The organism is Pantoea leporis (assembly GCF_028048155.1).
GTDB classification, from domain to species: domain Bacteria; phylum Pseudomonadota; class Gammaproteobacteria; order Enterobacterales; family Enterobacteriaceae; genus Pantoea; species Pantoea leporis.
This window is the reverse complement of sequence record NZ_JALMEU010000006.1, coordinates 87958-105362: the sequence shown is the minus strand read 5'-3', so window position 1 is coordinate 105362 and position 17405 is coordinate 87958. Positions and strand designations below refer to the sequence as shown.

The window sequence follows — 17405 nt, the reverse complement described above, 5'->3', positions numbered from 1 at the left end:
CTCCCTGAAGGGATAGAAATTGAAATGATACGGCAGCTTGCACCTGCCATAGCGGCGCGATTTATCGCGCGATGTTAAGTCGGGGCTGAAGCGTAAAAACCAGCGCGATAAATCGCGCCGCTACGAATCGCAGAACCATCAGCGAAAGAGATTAATAACCGGCTTTGCTGGTCGCGGTTTCGTGGCCCAGCGTATTCAGCAGGCTTGCCAGCAGGCTGGAGGCACCGAAGCGGAAATGACGCGCATCCGCCCAGCCTTCACCCAGAATGTCGTCCGCCAGCTGCAGATAAAGCGCCGCGTCTTCTGCAGTGCGCACGCCGCCCGCCGGTTTGAAACCAACCTGCTGCTTCACGCCTTTGTCGCGGATCACTTGCATCATGATCGCCGCCACTTCTGGCGTCGCGTTGACCGGCACTTTACCGGTGGAGGTTTTGATGAAATCGGCACCCGCATCGATAGCGATTTCCGAAGCGGCACGAATCAGCGCTTCGTCTTTCAGCTCGCCGCTTTCGATAATCACTTTCAGCAGCACGTTCGCCGCCGCGCAGGCTTCTTTACAGGCTTTTACTAGCTCGAAACCGATATCGCGGTTACCGGCAATCAGCGCACGATACGGGAACACTACATCCACTTCGTCAGCGCCGTAGGCGATGGCCGCGCGGGTTTCGGCCAGCGCGATCTCAACGTCATCGTTGCCGTGCGGGAAGTTGGTGACGGTGGCGATGCGGATTTCCGGCGTGCCCTGCTCGCGCAGCGCTTTACGCGCTGCCGGGATGAAACGCGGATAGATGCAGATGGCAGCGGTGTTACCGGCTGGGGATTTCGCCTGACGGCACAGCGCGATCACTTTCTCGTCGGTGTCGTCTTCGTTCAGGGTGGTTAAATCCATCAGTTGCAATGCGCGCTGTGCTGCTGCTTTCAGGTCGGTCATGATGCTCTCCAAAATTCAGATCGGCGGGCACAACCCACCGGGGAATGTGATAATTCTAACAACTACCGCGACGTTAAATTGCGCTTCACGTCACATGAAAAAGAAAAACCGTCATTTAAATACAATTATTTAGTGATATTTATCACAAATTACCACCAATCAAGCGGGAATGCGCCGTAATGGCTATTGTTATTATTATCACAAAAATGGACGCAAAAGTGTACTCTCAGCTTAATCAATGTAGCTAATCAGGCGTAAGGCAGCGTAAATGCAGAATCTGTCGGGTGAGAATCAGGCAGGCAAGGCGAACAGCTGCTGGCTGTTATGCCAAAGCGCATCGGCGATCGCTTCAGGGGATTCGCTGCGTAACTGACACAGCACGTCAAACACATTGCGCGCCCGCTCCGGACGATTGGGCTGGCCCTGAAAACCGTGCAGCGGCATATCGGGCGCGTCGGTTTCCAGTAATAACGCCTTGAGCGGCAGGTTGGCGATGGTGTTGCGGGTTTTACTGGCGCGTTCATAGGTGATGGTGCCGCCAACGCCAATGGCATAGCCAAGCTGAATAAAGCGCTCCGCCTGCTGCTGGCTACCCGCAAAACCGTGTACCACGCCACGACGCGGCAGATCGTGACGACGTAAATGCAGCGCTAATTGATCGTGGGTGCGGCGCGAGTGCAGGATCACCGGCAGATCGTATTGCTTCGCCAGCTTGAGCTGCTTATCGAGCAGCCGCGTCTGTTTGGCAAATTGCGCATCGTCCATATAGAGATCGAGACCGATCTCGCCGATCGCCACACGCTTGCTATCGGGCTTTTTCAGCCAGCGCGCTAATTCATCAAGGTGCGCATCTTCCTGATGCTCAGCAATATTGATTGGATGCAGGCCCAGCGCGGCATACAGCGCCGGATGCTGCTGCGCCAGTTGCGTCACAAGCGCGAAACGGCTGGCATCCACGCTCGGTACAATGATGCGTTCCACGCCGGCCTGCGCAGCGCGCGCGATGCTGGCATGCGCATCATCAACGAACGGCGGGAAATCGAAGTGGCAATGCGTGTCGATAAACTTCATGCCAGCGAGCCTTTATCAAAATCGGCATCGTTTTCCGCCAGCGCGGGCGTAATCAGCGGGCGATTGTCGGGCGCATTCGCCACTGCTGCCGGCGGCGTAACCGTGGTTGAACGCACCAGCGGCTCAGCATCGCTTAGCCATTGACCAAGCGTGGCGAGGAAATAGCGCCCGCTGCGGCGGCCTAAATGGTAATCCTGATTCAGCGATGACAAGCGGCTGCCAAGCGCCATGCTCGCCAGCGGTTTCGGCGGACAGATTTCGATGATGCGCAGATTATCCGGCGGCTGCTCGATGAACTGCTGAATTTCGCGATAGCTCTCTTCATGCTGATGCAGGATGTTGATCATCGGCTGCAATGCGCTGTCGGACAAAAAGCGTTCCATGCGTTTAAACCACTTCGGCGTGTAGGACACCTGCGACGGCACGGTGCGGATCACCACAATGGTATCCGCGCCACGGCGCGCAGCTTCGCGTACCGGAATGGCATCGCTGATGCCGCCGTCAAGATAGCTCACACCGTCCATCTGCACGCCGCTGCGGTAAAAACCGGGGATCGCGCTGGACGCTTTTAGGATGTCGTGCCAGTTGGTGCTGATCGGGTTGAAGTACTCGGCGCGGTAATCGTCGCTGCGGCAGGCGCACATATAGAATTCGCTGCCTTTGGCAAACAGCCCTTCGGCGGTGTTGAGCGCCAGCGGGAATTCCTGTTTGGTGATATCGATCAGCCAATCGAGATCGATAAGATGCCCGCCGCGCACGAATCGTAGCGGATCAAAAAACAGTTTGCTGGTGGTGTAACGGGAGATCACGCGTCGCGCGTAGCCAGGCTGGCCACAGACAAATGCCGACAGGTTTTGCGCCCCGGCCGAGGTGCCGAGTAACAGTTGAAAAGGATTGAAGCCTGCGCGTTGAAATTCGTCCAGCACGCCTGCGGTAAAGATGCCGCGCTGACCGCCGCCTTCGCACACCAAGGCGATTTTATTCGATTTAAAAGGAGTTAAAGCCAGCGGTTCGAATGAACCTAATGTCAACGGAATACGTGTGCCCAATGGATGTCCCTCAGTGTTGCTTGCTCTGAGGGAGTCGCCGAAGCAGCATCCCGGAGAACCAGTCATTGTCGTTCCCTGACCAATTGCTTCTGCAATCGTTGCGGCTTCGTAGTATGCCGCACAAGACCGGTCTCCGCTTTAGGTGACTCGCGGGTTAGCGTCTATTGAGACGCAAGTAGTCAGGGTCGTTTGCGCCCGGTAAACAGGCTCACGAGGAACAGAATAATACCGACAATGAAGACAATTTTAGCTGCCCATGCTGCCGTACCCGCCAGACCGCCGAAACCTAATGCCGCAGCAATCAGAGCGATGACCAGAAAGATAATACCCCAACGAAACATAAGCCTCTCCTTTACCATTGTGAAAATCGAACTGCTTATTTACACCTTTGTTTTTATTACGAAACGGCACCTGCTGGTGCCGAGTCGCTCGCGTTAAGATTTCACCTTCAGGTCATTCTTCACGCTTTTCACGCCTTCAATGGCTTTGGCGATCTTCTCAGCACGATCGGACTGTGCCTGATTCGCCACTTCCCCTGATAACTGCACCACGCCGTCGGTGGTTTCAACCTTAACGTTGCGTGATGGCACGATATCATCTGCTAAAAGCTTAGCTTTAATTTCGCTGGTGGTTGCGGTATCGCCCGCATAACCTTTCAGAGAAGCATTTTTGCTGTCTTTAACGTGTAGTTTGTCGCTGACGGATTTCACACCTTCGACTTTCTGCACCAGCGCGACGGCTTTTTCAGCCTGATCCTGAGAAGCCACGAAGCCGCTCAGTGTCACCACGCCATCGTGCGTTTTGACGGAGATATCCGTGCTTTTAATTGCGTCATCATCCACCAGCGCCGCTTTGGCTTTAGCCGTGATGCCGCTGTCATCCATATAGCCATCGACTTTTTTCATAGAGCTATCGATCTTCGCACCCGCGCTGTCGGAGGTTTGCTGTGCTTTCTGCGACAGTGATTCATCTGCAAATGCCGCACCACTCAGCAGAGCAGAACCGGCCAGGGCAGCAATCAGGGTTTTAGCAATCTTAGTCTTATTCATCGATATCATCCTTCTATCAGTTAACTCATCCGTTATCGCGGATGCGCCAGCAACGAACGGCGTTGCTGAGTTACTGGACGTAATGAAACCCGAAAGGTCTCTTTTCTCGTCCGACAGGATAATAGTAGTAGGGATTACAGCTTTTGCTGGCTCTTGTGGTTGATATATCGCCAAAAAGAGAAAAAAACAGCGGAATTAGGAGGAGTCTGTAACAAACAAAATAGGGCCAGTGAAAATCACAGGCCCTGCTGGCAACGGCGATTAGTGCTCGCGCGTTTTGCGGAATCTCACGTCAGGATAGCGTTCCTGAGTGATGTTGAGGTTCACCATGGTTGGCGCGATATACGTGAGGTTATCACCGCCATCGAGCGCCAGGTTCACTTCATTTTTACGCTGGAAATCGTCGAATTTCTTCGCATCATCACACTCAACCCAGCGAGCGGTTGAGACGTTGATGGCTTCGTAGATCGCTTCAACGTTGTATTCGCTTTTCAGGCGTGCCACCACCACTTCGAACTGCAGCACACCGACCGCGCCCACAATCAGATCGTTATTGTGCACCGGACGGAACACCTGCACCGCGCCCTCTTCCGACAGCTGAACCAGCCCTTTCAGCAGCTGTTTCTGCTTCAGCGGATCGCGCAGACGGATACGGCGGAACAGCTCTGGCGCGAAGTTCGGAATGCCGGTGAACTTCATGTTTTCACCCTGCGTAAAGGTGTCGCCAATCTGAATGGTGCCGTGGTTGTGCAGACCAATGATGTCGCCCGGATAGGCTTCTTCTACGTGCGAACGGTCGCCGGCCATAAAGGTCAGTGCATCGGAAATCACCACATCTTTACCGGTACGCACCTGACGCAGCTTCATGCCTTTTTCGTACTTGCCGGATACCACACGCATAAAGGCGACGCGGTCGCGGTGCTTCGGGTCCATGTTTGCCTGGATCTTAAACACGAAGCCGCTGAATTTCTCTTCCTTTGCTTCCACCAAACGCGCGTCGGTGTTGCGCGGCATTGGACGCGGCGCCCAGCTAACCAGGCCATCCAGCATATGATCAACGCCGAAGTTACCCAGCGCGGTGCCGAAGAACACCGGCGTGATTTCGCCACTCAGGAACAGCTCCTGATCGAACTCGTGCGAAGCGCCCTGCACCAGCTCCAGCTCATCGCGCAGCTGCTGTGCCAGATCTTCGCCTACTGCGGCATCCAGTTCTGGATTCGCCAGCCCCTTAACAATGCGCACTTCCTGAATGGTGTGGCCTTTACCGGTTTGATACAGGTAAGTTTCGTCGTTGTAGAGGTGATAAACCCCTTTGAACAACTTGCCGCAGCCAATCGGCCAGGTAATAGGTGCGCAGGCGATCTTCAGCTCACTCTCCACTTCATCCAGCAGCTCCATGGGATCGCGGATGTCACGGTCGAGTTTGTTCATAAAGGTGATGATTGGCGTATCGCGCAGGCGCGTCACTTCCATCAGCTTGCGGGTGCGATCCTCAACACCTTTTGCGGCGTCGATCACCATCAAACAGCAGTCAACCGCCGTCAGCGTACGGTAAGTATCTTCAGAGAAGTCTTCGTGTCCTGGCGTATCCAGCAGGTTCACGAGGCTGTCGCGATACGGGAACTGCATCACCGAGGTGGTGATGGAGATACCACGTTGTTTCTCCATCTCCATCCAGTCCGATTTCGCGTGCTGGTTGGAGCCGCGGCCTTTGACGGTACCGGCGGTTTGAATCGCCTGTCCGAACAGGAGCACTTTTTCGGTGATTGTGGTTTTACCGGCGTCCGGATGCGAGATGATCGCAAAGGTACGGCGGCGCGCCACTTCTTCTAAAAAGGAGGCATTAGACATTGAGTGAATTCTTCTTCAAGGGCAACACGCGGACAGCGCGCTGCGAATAAATCGTTTCGAGGTCATTCCGCAGGATAACGCGGCCAATGGCGACGCAGTGGCGTCGGTTCACAGCAAGAGGTGTGCGATCTACATTGGCGGCAGTCCTGAATCCCGTCAGCATTGAGGCGGCATAGCATACAATATTTCGCAGAAAGGGGGAATCGGTGCCCTAATAGCCCTCACCCTAACCCTCTAATCACCCCAACACCCGCACCACTGCCGCCTTGAAGATCTTCACCCCAATCTCCAGCGAGCTCAGCTCAAAGCGCATCTCAGGATGATGTAAACCCGGCACCAGATTGGTTCCCAATCCCCAGAAACCGGCTTTCACCTGCGGGTTTTTCACCGGGTAATAGAAAAAATCTTCGCTGCCCGGCGTGGTTTTGGTATCCAGCAAACCGGCTTCGCCCAGCACGTCGACAATCGCCGCGCGAATCACCGCCGTAGCTTCCTCATGAATTTCTGCCGCTGGCATCTCTTTTAGCACCACCACGTCGGCCGTGGCACCCAGCGCCGCCACGCTGTGCTGAATCGCCAGCGTGACTTTCTCTTTCAGCACCGCCATTGGCGCGTTTTCCTGCGAACGCAGATCCCACACCACGCGCGCCTCATCCGGCACCGAGTTGGTCACGCCCGCATCGCACAGAAAGCGTGTAGCTTTCACGCTCCAGGTCAAACCCGGCGGCAGATGGATGGCGTTGACGGCCTGTACCGCTTGCACCGCCGCATCCAGCGCGTTGACGCCCAAATGCGGACGCGCCGCATGCGCCGGTGCACCTTTGATGGTGGCTTCCAGCGTGCTGCAGGCAGAGTAAATCACCGCTGGCGTCGCCTGTCCCACATGACACTCTTCCAGCGGACGCACATGGAAGCCGAGAATCATCTCCACATCCTCCAGCGCGCCGCCCTCAATCATCGCCAGCGCACCCGCACCGAGCTCTTCCGCCGGCTGGAATAGTAGCTTGAGCCGCCCTTTCTTGATCGCGCCCTCTTTCATCAGCTCTTGCGCTGCCGTCAGCACCACCGACGAATGGCCATCGTGGCCGCAGGTGTGACGCGCACAGGCTACGCCATCAATGATATGACCGAGCGCATCCATATCCGCACGCAGCGCCAGCACCGGACCGGGCACGCCGCTGTCGATTTCCGCCACCATGCCGGTGGTGTTATTGATGCCGCGCGTCACCTTAATTCCGGCGCTCTCCAGCTGATCGGCAATATAAGCAGAGGTTTTAAATTCCTGAAAACCCAGTTCGGGAATTTCATGCAGAAAATGGTAATGCTCTAAGACGTTCGACACCGCTAAGCTCCTGACAAGTAAAGGCAAGCCTCAGCATCGCCCGATGCGCAGCTATAATCAATCCAGCGTGAATGAAAATTAGTCAAAATTGAGAACTCCTCGCATTCAACATGTGGAATAATTCCATTTACAATCAATAAGATAAATTCAACCTTTTTGCGAAAAACCCTTCACAAAAAAGTATAGATTGATGCATAATTCGCCGTACTTCACCTGACAAATTAAAAAGGACTCAGCCATGTTAACTGCTGAAATGACCTCGCGTTTAAACGACCAACTGAACCTCGAATTCTTCTCTGCCAACCTCTATCTGCAGATGAGCGCCTGGTGCTGCGATAAAGGCTATGAAGGTGCCGCCTCATTCCTGAAAATGCATTCTCGCGAAGAGATGCAGCACATGCAGAAGCTGTTCGATTACGTCAGCGATGCCGGCGCTTTGCCGGTACTGGGCAGCATTGCGGCGCCGGCGATTAGCTGGAATTCACTGAACGACGTGCTGGAAGAAGCGCTGAAGCATGAGCAGCTGATCACAAAAAAAATCAACGAGCTGGTGCACACCGCCTTAACCACCCAGGATTACTCAACGTTCAACTTCCTGCAGTGGTACGTTGCCGAGCAGCATGAAGAAGAGAAGCTGTTCAAAACCGTGCTGGATAAACTGGCGATGGTCGGCAACAAAGGCGAAGGCCTGTTCCTGGTGGACAAAGATCTCGGCCACATGTCCGTCGACGGCCACGGCGCATAATAATAAAGATTACACACGGCAAAAATTGAGAACGCCCGACATGTCGGGCGTTTTTTTATGCCTATTCCAACTCTTTCAACCGCAACTCCGACGGCTGCGGACGGCCAAAGAAATAGCCCTGGAATAGCGTACACCCCTCTTCGCGCAGCTTCGCAAACTGCTCGCCGTTCTCCACGCCTTCAGCAGTAATCTGAATATCGAGGCTGCGGCTCATGCCGGTAATGGCGCGGATAATCGCCAGCGCCTCGCGGCTGTCGCCCATATCGTTGATAAACGACTTATCGATTTTGATTTTGTCGAACGGGAATGAACGCAGATAACTGAGCGACGAGTAGCCGGTGCCGAAATCATCCAGCGCAATCTGCACGCCAAGCGTTTTCAAACTCTGCAAGGTGCGGATATTACCGAGCGTGTCGTCCAGCAGCACCGATTCGGTGATCTCCACTTCCAGCCGATGCGGCGCCAGCCCGGATTCCCGCAGCGCACCTTCCACCACCGACACCAGCGAGCTGTTCTTAAACTGCAGCGGCGATAGATTCACCGACACCGATTGTTCGGTGTTCCAGCTCTGCGCTTCGCGGCAGGCTTCATACAGCGCATAGGCGCCGAGCATGTGAATCAAACCGGTCTCTTCAGCGATCGGGATGAAGTCGTTCGGCATGATCAGCCCTTTGATCGGGTGATGCCAGCGCATCAGCGCTTCATAGCCGATGATGCCCTGCTCGTTGGTAATCGGCTGATAGTAAAGCTTGAGCTGACGACCAGAAATCGCATCACGCAGATCGTTCTCAATCACGCGACGGCTGCGCGCCTGATTGTCCATCTCAATGGTGAAGTGTTCGAAGCGATTACGGCCATTACGTTTGGCTTCGTACAGCGCCATATCGGCGCAGCGCAGCATATGCTCCGGCGTGTTGGTGGCCTGCGAGGTGAGCGCGATACCGACGCTCAAGCCCACCGACAGATTATGCCCTTCAACGTTAATCGGCGGACGGATCGCCTCGATCAGCCGCTGCGCTACCACTGCCGCTTCATCCGCAGAACGGACATTGGGCAGCACGATGGCAAACTCATCGCCGCCAATGCGCGCCAGCGTATCGTGATCGCGTAGCGCGCTGCGCAGGCGTTTCGCCACCACGCGCAGCAGGTCATCACCAATCTGATGGCCGAGCGCATCGTTAACGTTTTTGAAGTTATCGAGATCGAGACATAGCGTGGCGCTGATCTGGTTGTTCAGATTATCCACGCGCAGCGCTTCACTCAGCTTCTGGCGGAACAGCACGCGGTTCGGCAGGCTGGTGAGATTATCATGATGCGCCATATGACGAATACGCGCATCGGCTTCACGCTGATCGGTCACGTCCTCGACAATCAGCATCACATAGTTCTGACGCATATCTTTTCCGCTGATGGTGGTGGCGCGCGTATGCAGAATGCGCTCGCCGCCCGCCGTCAGCAGCAGCTGTTCGCGCGAGTGAATGCCCTCGCTGCGCAGCGCCACATCCGCCAGGCTGTTGAAGTAATCCCCCAGCTCCGCCGACATACATTCGTGCGGGCGCTTGTGCATGATCAGCGCTTTGTTGATGCCAAACAGCTGCTCGGCTTTGTCGTTCACCATCAGGATTTCACGGCTGATGGCGTCTTCAACGATCACGCACGAGGGAATATTGCTGATGATGGTGTCGAGAAAACCCGACAGCTCAGACATTTTCGCGCTCTGCGACTGCGCCAGATCCCGCGCGCGCAACAGCTGCTGCTCGTTCTCACGCCGTTCGGTGATATCGCGGGTAATTTTGGCGAAACCGATCAGTTTGCCGCTTTCATCATTAATCGCTTCGATAACAACGTGGGCCCAAAACGCCGAGCCATCTTTACGGTAGCGCCAGCCTTCATCTTCGAAACGCCCGGTTTTCAACGCAATGCCGAGGTTGGCTTCGGGCGCATTGGCATGACGTTCCGCTGAACTGTAAAACACCGAGAAGTGCTGGCCGACAATCTCATCAGCCAGATAACCTTTGGCGCGCTGCGCACCGTTGTTCCAGTTCACCACGCGGCCGTGCACATCCAGCATATAGATGGCGTAATCGCGCACGCCTTCCACCAGCAGACGAAAATTCTTCTCCTGCTCGTGCTGTTTACGCAGCAGCGCTTGCTGTTCGGTGCAGTCGCGGGTGATTTTGGCGTAGCCAATCAGCTTGCCAGCGTCGTCGCGAATCGCGTCAATGATCACATGCGCCCAAAACGCGCTGCCATCTTTGCGGTAACGGTAACCTTCGTCTTCGAAACGACCGGTTTTAAATGCGGTGGTGAGGTTTTTTTCCGGGATATGGTTTTTACGATCCTGCGCGCTGTAGAAGCGTGAGAAGTGTTGTCCAACAATCTCTTCGGCAACGTAGCCTTTCGCGCGCTGTGCGCCTACGTTCCAATTTTCCACGTTGCCGTCCAAATCGAGCATGTAGATGGCGTAATCGCTGACGCCTTCCACCAGCATACGGAAGCGCTGTTCCTGCTCGCGCTGTTTGCGCTGTTGCTCCTGCTGTTCGGTGCAGTCGCGGGTGATTTTGGCAAAACCCAGCAGCTCACCAAACTCATCGCGGATAGCGTCGATCACCACATGCGCCCAAAACGCGCTGCCATCTTTACGGTAACGCCAGCCTTCGGTTTCAAAGCGCCCGGTTGCTGTCGCGGTCGCCAGTCCGCGCTGTGGCGCGCCGTTTTTACGATCGTCTTCGCTGTAGAACAGCGCAAAATTCTTCCCTACGATTTCATCGGGCGTGTAACCTTTGGCGCGCTGCGCGCCGCTATTCCAGTTCGCCACCGTGCCATCGGGTTTGAGCATGTAAATGGCGTAATCCACCACGCTCTGTACCAAAAGTCGGTACATGACGTCAGAGTTATTATTCATTGTTATTCGCCTATTGCTGGGCTGGTATCGTCGAAACTTAAGAAAATTCTTAATTATCAAGCAGACTTAAGCGTAAATACGCAGCGCTGACAAGCGCTATTCATCCGCAGACAAATGTTGGTAGGTAAGTTATCGGCAGTGGCGAGAAAATGTTCAGTAGGATACTTCACAAATCATCATACGTTGACGGCAGGCTGGCGTTACGCTTGCCACGGTAAAATGCCGTGCGGCAAGCGTCGCGTCAGGCGTGTGGCAACCGCCATTAATAAGCAAACCACCACAATCATCAGGCAGCCCACCGCCGCCGCCAGCGACGCGGATCCGCCTTCATCAAGGAATACGATGGTCGGTCCGATGGTTTGCGTTTGCGAGGTGACCAGCAGCACCGAAACCTGGATTTCATTCAGCGCGGTGAGAAACACCAGCACGCTGCCCGCCAGCGCCGAAGGTGCCGCCAGTGGCAATAAGATGTCGCGCATGCGGCGCAGAAAACCGGCGCCGCACAAACGTGCCGCTTCATCTAATGCCGGTTCCAGCTGGGCGAATCCGGCCAGCGTTGGGCGCAGCACCAGCGCGAGGAAGTTCGCCAGATAGGCGGCAAGGATGATCCACACCGTGCCATACAGCGAGACATTGACGATCGGCAGCGGACGCAGGAAGAACAGCATCGCCGCTACGCCGGTGACAATGCCCGGCAGCGCGTAAGTCAGTTCACTCGCCAGCCACAAACCGCGCACTAATTTGGTTCGCCGCCAGCTGAGGAAATAGGCGAGAAACAGCGCGCAAACCGTTAAAATCAGCGCCGCCAGCGTGGTCAATCCGAGGCTGGTGAGAAACGCCTGTCGCACCGCCGGATAACCCCACAACGCGGCGCAGAAGTTCTCCAGCGTCAGCGTTTGCCAGCTCAGCGCCTGGCCAAAACCGCTGGTGAGCGCGGTGATCAACAGCGCGCTGAGCGGCAACAGTAAGGTCAGCGCCATCCACAGCCAGGCGACGCCCTCAACCGCCATACGCCCGCGCCCCAGCGATTGCTGCCACAGGCGCGGTGCACCGTTGACGCGCACATCATTGCGTCCGCCCAACCAGGCGCTGGCCGCCATGCCCGCCAGCGTAATTACCGCAATCAATAACGCATACACCGCGGTGTTTGGCAGCGCGCTCGCACCAATGCCGTTCAACTGCTGATACACCAGCGTGATCAGCGTTGGCACGCGCGCCGGAATCCCCAGCATCGCCTGAATACCGAAGTTGCCCGCCGCCGCAACGAAGGTCAGCGCGGCACCGGCAAAAATTGCCGGGCGCGCCAGCGGCAGCACAATGGTGAACAGGATGCGCGCGCGTGACGCACCGCTGGCCTGCGCCGCTTCCACCAAATCGGCGGGCAAGCGGCGCAAACCGGCGCGCACGGTGAGGAACACCAACGGCGCATTGTGCGTGCCGAGCAGCAGCACAATGCCGGTTAAGGAGTAGAGCGGCTGCTCGCCGGGCGCAAACCACGGCAACTCCAGCGTGGCGAACAGCAGCGCCAGCGGACTGCCCGGAGCCAGCGCCTGCAGCCAGGCCAGCGCCGTCACCTGCGGCGGAATTATCAGCGGCAGGATAAACGCAAACACCCACGCGGTTTTGGCGCGCAGATCGCTAAGCGCCACCAGCCACGCAGCGGCGGTGCCGAGCACCACGGAAATCAAAGTAGAACTGAGCGCGATGAGCAACGTATTGCCGCTGGCGATCAACACGCGATCGCTCGCCAGCAGGCGCGTTAAGCGTGCGATATCCGGCACGCCGCTGGGCGCAATGGCGGTCCACACCAGCCGCATCAGCGGCGCCACCGACAGCAAACCAATCAGCAGCACCAGCAGCGCCAGAATCAGCCGTTCGCTGTTAACGCGCGGCGCTTTGCGCGTCACATTGCGCCATTCGTTGCTCAACACGCTCATGCTTAGCCACCAAACAGCGCGCTGAACCGATCGCGCACTGCCGCATCTTCTTTGATCGCTTTCGCCACGTCCGGCGACAGCAGCTTGATTTTATTGATCGGCGTGAAACCTGCCGGAGCTGAGACGCGATCATCCACCGGACGGTTGCCCTGCTCGACCACCAGCTTCTGGCCTGGCTCGGAAAGCATAAAGTTAACGAAGGCTTTGGCGGCCGGCAGGTTGTGCGCGGTTTTCATGATGGCAACCGGTTCGGTGACATATGACACCCCCTCTTTGGGATAGACCAGATCCACCGGTGAACCCTTTTTCTTCGCCAGAATCACGTCGGCGTCGGTGATGATGCCGTACTTATCCAGCCCGCTGGCGACCGCCTTCAGCGCCGGGCCGTTGCCGCCCTGCGGCGCGATGCCGATGGCCGCCAACTTTTTATAGAAGCTCCAGCCAATCGACGGCGTGTTGATATCGGTGTGCAGCTTGTAGAGCGCCGCGCCGGAGTAAAGCGGGCTTGGTACCGCAATCTGCCCTTTGTTGGCTTCCACCGCCAGCGCGTTCCAGCTATCAATCGGCTGCGCATGCTGGGTGTTGTAGGCAATTACCGTGGCGATGATTTTGGTGCCGAAGAAGGTTTTGTCTTTGTCGTAAAACGATGGATTGATGTGGCTGAGCGGCGCATCGCTGTAGCTGTAGAGATGGTTTTCGTTTTTCAGCGCGCCGAGGTTGATGGCGTCGGCAATCAGCAGCACATCCGGCTTGGCTTCGCCGCTCATCATTTCGGTGCGCAGCACGTTCATTAACTGCGTGGTGCCGTTGCGCGTCCACTCGATCTGCACATTGGGATAGGCGGCTTTAAACGCATCCATGGTTTGCTGGGCAATTTCGGGGGCCTGCGAGGTATAAACCACCAATTTCCCTGCTGGCGCCTCGTCGGCAAAGCTGGCAGCAGAGATCACAAATCCACTGGCTAACATCAACACGTTTAACTTCGTACGCATAGCATTTCCCTGAAGGTTGAAGAGGTTAATAAGGAAGAATCCAGCCGTCGCGCAGCGACACGCCCACGGTGGCGTCGACAACGGGTAAAGGCTGATCGGCCAGCAGCAGCGTGATGCTGCATTCGGGCGCGGCCAGCGGCGTCACGTTGAGCTGATAGTGGCCGCCGCGATAGATCACCCGCTGCACGCGCGCGGCAAACTGTGGTTCGCCCGGCGCGGCTAAGTGGAAATCGACTGCGTGAAAACTGGCTTGCGCCTGCGGCTGCGGACGCTGATGCGGCGCGCAGCGTAACGACACGCGCATACCGCACAGCGTGGCATAAGCGCGGCCCTCGCCGAGCGGTTCGATATCGCTGATCGGCAGCACTTTGCCGTCGTCAATAAAGCGCGCGACCATGGCGTTCGCCGGTTCGCGCCACAGCGTTTGCGGCGTGGCGAACTGCATCACACGGCCGGCATCCATCACCACGATGCGATCGGCCAGCGCCATCGCTTCCTGCTGATCATGGGTAATGTAGAGCAAGGTGGCGTGACTGTGATGATGGAAGCGGCGGAACTCCTCTTCCATGGTGGCGCGCAGGTGGACATCGAGGTTGGCGAGCGGCTCATCGAGCAGAACTAAGGTCGGTTGCGCCACTAAACAGCGCGCCAGCGCCACGCGCTGACGCTGACCGCCGGAGAGATCGGCGGGACGACGGGCGGCGAACGCTTCCAATCCCACCAGCTCCAGCGCCTGCTGCGTGCGGCGCTCGCGCTCGGCACGCGCGACGCCGTTCACTTTCAGACTGTAGGAAACATTTTCCGCCACCGTCATATGCGGCCACAGTGCGTAGCTCTGGAACACCACGCCAAGCTGACGATCTTCCGGCGGCAGATGCACGCCCGGCGCAGCGAAGCAGCGTTCGCCCACGTGGATCTCTCCGGCATCGGCGGTTTCAAAACCGGCCAGCAGGCGCAGCAAGGTGGTTTTGCCGCAGCCTGACGGGCCCAATACGGCGATAAATTCTCCCTGCGCAATCTGCAGCAAGATGTCTTGTAATACCGGCTGCGCCGCAAAGGATTTGCGCAGCCCGCGCAGTGTGATTGATGCCATGTTTCTGGCCTTTCGCTAACCGTCCGGCTAAGACCCTACGACACTGTGATGACGATTCCATGACATTGCAGCTGGTCGCCCTAAATGGCGTAATGCTTGTCTGATAATCAGCGCGCTGACATCGCAGGGGTATCGCCCGCGAAGCATCCAGCAGTCTCAGAATGCCTGGCTTGGTTTTTCGAGAGTCTGCATTTATGCGCATCTGGTTGCCATGAATGGCAATCCCAGCGGATGGATAGCGATTTTGAGTTAAGGATACGCACCACTGCTGCAGCGCGGGTGTTGGGGCGACATCCTAACCCGCTGAACGAATGAGAGATTCCAGGGCGAGCCGCAGGGATGCGGCGAGAGGCGGCGCTGAGCAGGAGCGAATCGCCGCCGGTCCGTCAGGAATCGTGAATGAGTGAAGGCACCGCGAAGCGGCGGGTTGGGCTGGCGCAAGGCCCGGGAGTGCAGAGGGCGCGGCCAGGCGTCCTCTGCTCGGTCGCCGCACCGAAGTGCTGCAACTGCCCAGGTTCAAGGCGAACGAAAGCCGCTCCGTGCTTAACTAAGCGGCATGACGCGATTCACAGATGCATGCCGATATAACGCTCATAACGTGCGGGCTTCACCCGCGTGAGATCCACCAGCACTAAGCCATCAATACAGTTATTGAAATCGGGATCGCTGCCGAAATCGATAAACTGCACGCCGCCCGGCTCGCACACCTCGGAATATTGCTTGTAGAGCGTGGGAATGGCGGTGCCGAGATTCGCCAGCAGATGTTTCAACCGGCGTAAATCTTCGCTGTAGTTATCGCCGGTGAACTGCGCCAGCACTTCCGGTAACGAGGCTGGATAAGGGCGGCGTGAAGTCGCCAGCGGCAGTTCGGTAGGGAAATAGAGACGATAGAACGCCACCAGCAGATCGCGCGCCGCCAGCGGCATGCCGCCCGAGATCGAGACCGGACCAAATAAGTAGCGGGTTTCGGGATATTTAGCGATGTAGGCACCAATGCCCATCCACAGATAATCGAGGCCGCGTTTGCCCCAATAGGCGGGCTGAATAAAACTGCGGCCCAGCTCCAGACCTTGGTTGATGATCGGCAACATGCGCTCGTCGTAGTGGAACAGGCTGTCGCTGTAGATGCCTTCCAGCCCACGACGCTCCAGCTGCTCGGCGCCCGGAATAAAGCGATAGGCGCCGACGATCTCCAGCGCATCGTCGTCCCACAGAATCAGGTGATAGTAATCGTCATCGTATTTGTCGAGGTCGCGACGACGCCCGCTGCCCTCACCCACCGCGCGGAATGCCACTTCCCGTAAGCGCCCGAGCTCACGCAGCAGCGGCACCCAGCTGGCACCGTTGCGTCGCCACAGGTAGATCTGCTTGCCATCCGGCAGCGTGCCGAGTCGCTCGCTCTCCATCAGCGCTTTTTTCAGTTCGGCGCGATCTTCCGGCCGCGCAATCGCCGCTTCGGTCTGAAACAAGCCGCGTCGTCCCTGACCAATGCGATACAGATGTTTGCGCAGCCGCTTCGCCAGCTCTTTGCCCGGCGTGTGGCCATCATGCCAGTTGGCAAACGGGATCTGTTCGCCGATGTGCAACTTAATGCGCGAACCGCGCTGACGAAACATTTCGCGTACCAGCATCAGTAACGCGAGCGGCGAGGCAATTTTTGCGGCGGCGTAAAATGCCAGGCTGTTGCGCCCCACCACGTGCACCGGCACGATGGGCGCGCGGGCGCGGGCCGCGAGGCGTAAGAAGCTGTGATGCCAGTGACGATCGCGCACGCCTCGGCTGGAAAGGCGCGACACTTCACCCGCCGGGAAGATAATCAGCACGCCCTGATTATCGAGATGCTGCTGCATGCGCGTTAGCTGTTCGCGGCTGGTACGGTTGCCCATGTTATCCACCGGCAACATCATGTTGTTGATCGGCTCCAGCATCATCAACATGCGGTTGGCAACAATTTTCACATCGCGTCGCACCTGCGAAACCGCCGCCAGCAATGCTAAACCATCCAGTGCACCGAGCGGATGGTTGGCAACTATCACCACCGGGCCACGCGTGGGAATCTGCTCCAAATCGCGCTCGCTCAGTTCACAGCGCACATCAAGATGCTCCAGTACCTGCTCCACCATATCCACGCCTTTCAGATGACGATAGCGGGCGGCAAACGCCTGGAATTCATGTTCGCGAACGGCCCATTTCAGGGCGCTTTTCTGCCAGTTTGCCGGTTGATGACCTGGCCAGTAGGTATCGAGAAGCTGATCAACGGAAAACATCATTCACCTTTTACACGCAGCGGTTTATCGCTTCGACGTTAAAACGGCTTGTTTTCAGATTTATGACTGCGGCGCCGTGAAAGCCTAAAAAGCAGCCACTTGCATTGTTCTTGCGCATAAAAAACAAAAACTGACCTTAAAACCCCAAATTCAAGACATGACTTAAAGCTTAT

General features: G+C 56.9%; 13 protein-coding genes. 1 reads left to right on the top strand and 12 read right to left on the bottom strand.

Features of this window, described 5'->3' with window-relative positions:
- Positions 1-151: 151 nt before the first annotated feature.
- From deoC to MWH02_RS16240, 7 genes are all read right to left on the bottom strand, one after another.
- Complete coding sequence (gene deoC, locus MWH02_RS16270) at positions 152-931, bottom strand: deoxyribose-phosphate aldolase (protein WP_192412100.1); 780 nt, start codon at positions 929-931, stop codon at positions 152-154.
- A 291-nt stretch (positions 932-1222) separates the two neighbouring features.
- On the bottom strand, positions 1223-2002 hold the full coding sequence (locus tag MWH02_RS16265; protein ID WP_192412101.1) for a TatD family hydrolase: 780 nt from the start codon (positions 2000-2002) through the stop codon (positions 1223-1225).
- A complete protein-coding gene (locus MWH02_RS16260) occupies positions 1999-3051 on the bottom strand; it encodes a patatin-like phospholipase family protein (protein WP_110867276.1) in 1053 nt (350 codons plus the stop codon). The genes MWH02_RS16265 and MWH02_RS16260 overlap by 4 nt, the downstream gene beginning before the upstream one ends.
- A gap of 179 nt (positions 3052-3230) precedes the next feature.
- A complete protein-coding gene (locus MWH02_RS16255) occupies positions 3231-3392 on the bottom strand; it encodes a DUF1328 domain-containing protein (RefSeq protein WP_007893192.1) in 162 nt (53 codons plus the stop codon).
- A 93-nt stretch (positions 3393-3485) separates the two neighbouring features.
- On the bottom strand, positions 3486-4100 hold the full coding sequence (osmY, locus tag MWH02_RS16250; RefSeq protein ID WP_101761824.1) for a molecular chaperone OsmY: 615 nt from the start codon (positions 4098-4100) through the stop codon (positions 3486-3488).
- A 261-nt stretch (positions 4101-4361) separates the two neighbouring features.
- Positions 4362-5951, bottom strand: a complete 1590-nt coding sequence (gene prfC / locus MWH02_RS16245; protein ID WP_101761823.1) for a peptide chain release factor 3 — start codon at positions 5949-5951, stop codon at positions 4362-4364.
- Between the two features lie 238 nt (positions 5952-6189).
- Positions 6190-7293, bottom strand: a complete 1104-nt coding sequence (locus tag MWH02_RS16240; protein WP_210081135.1) for an amidohydrolase — start codon at positions 7291-7293, stop codon at positions 6190-6192.
- A gap of 238 nt (positions 7294-7531) precedes the next feature.
- On the opposite strand from MWH02_RS16240, the gene ftnA reads away from it, so the two are divergent.
- Positions 7532-8038, top strand: coding sequence for a non-heme ferritin (gene ftnA, locus MWH02_RS16235; RefSeq protein WP_137386484.1), 507 nt, complete (start codon positions 7532-7534; stop codon positions 8036-8038).
- A 61-nt stretch (positions 8039-8099) separates the two neighbouring features.
- On the opposite strand, the gene MWH02_RS16230 is transcribed toward ftnA, so the two are convergent.
- From MWH02_RS16230 to olsF, 5 genes are all read right to left on the bottom strand, one after another.
- Complete coding sequence (locus MWH02_RS16230) at positions 8100-10943, bottom strand: bifunctional diguanylate cyclase/phosphodiesterase (RefSeq protein ID WP_271461022.1); 2844 nt, start codon at positions 10941-10943, stop codon at positions 8100-8102.
- 200 nt (positions 10944-11143) lie between these two features.
- Positions 11144-12880: an ABC transporter permease gene (locus MWH02_RS16225; RefSeq protein WP_271461021.1), complete on the bottom strand. Its 1737-nt coding sequence runs from the start codon at positions 12878-12880 to the stop codon at positions 11144-11146.
- 2 nt (positions 12881-12882) lie between these two features.
- Positions 12883-13872 (bottom strand): ABC transporter substrate-binding protein, encoded by a 990-nt coding sequence (locus MWH02_RS16220; protein WP_500797206.1) that lies wholly within the window; start codon positions 13870-13872, stop codon positions 12883-12885.
- 25 nt (positions 13873-13897) lie between these two features.
- Positions 13898-14965, bottom strand: a complete 1068-nt coding sequence (locus tag MWH02_RS16215; RefSeq protein WP_271461020.1) for an ABC transporter ATP-binding protein — start codon at positions 14963-14965, stop codon at positions 13898-13900.
- A gap of 566 nt (positions 14966-15531) precedes the next feature.
- Positions 15532-17232 (bottom strand): bifunctional ornithine lipid synthase OlsF, encoded by a 1701-nt coding sequence (olsF, locus tag MWH02_RS16210; RefSeq protein ID WP_101761816.1) that lies wholly within the window; start codon positions 17230-17232, stop codon positions 15532-15534.
- Positions 17233-17405 lie beyond the last annotated feature (173 nt).

Coding starts and splice junctions, on each gene's coding strand:
- MWH02_RS16255 (WP_007893192.1), bottom strand. CDS start 3,392: ATGTTTCGTTGGGGTATTATCTTTCTGGTCATCGCTCTGATTGCTGCG.
- MWH02_RS16220 (WP_500797206.1), bottom strand. CDS start 13,872: ATGCGTACGAAGTTAAACGTGTTGATGTTAGCCAGTGGATTTGTGATC.
- MWH02_RS16215 (WP_271461020.1), bottom strand. CDS start 14,965: ATGGCATCAATCACACTGCGCGGGCTGCGCAAATCCTTTGCGGCGCAG.
- osmY (WP_101761824.1), bottom strand. CDS start 4,100: ATGAATAAGACTAAGATTGCTAAAACCCTGATTGCTGCCCTGGCCGGT.
- deoC (WP_192412100.1), bottom strand. CDS start 931: ATGACCGACCTGAAAGCAGCAGCACAGCGCGCATTGCAACTGATGGAT.
- ftnA (WP_137386484.1), top strand. CDS start 7,532: ATGTTAACTGCTGAAATGACCTCGCGTTTAAACGACCAACTGAACCTC.
- MWH02_RS16265 (WP_192412101.1), bottom strand. CDS start 2,002: ATGAAGTTTATCGACACGCATTGCCACTTCGATTTCCCGCCGTTCGTT.
- MWH02_RS16225 (WP_271461021.1), bottom strand. CDS start 12,880: ATGAGCGTGTTGAGCAACGAATGGCGCAATGTGACGCGCAAAGCGCCG.
- prfC (WP_101761823.1), bottom strand. CDS start 5,951: ATGTCTAATGCCTCCTTTTTAGAAGAAGTGGCGCGCCGCCGTACCTTT.
- MWH02_RS16230 (WP_271461022.1), bottom strand. CDS start 10,943: ATGAATAATAACTCTGACGTCATGTACCGACTTTTGGTACAGAGCGTG.
- olsF (WP_101761816.1), bottom strand. CDS start 17,232: ATGTTTTCCGTTGATCAGCTTCTCGATACCTACTGGCCAGGTCATCAA.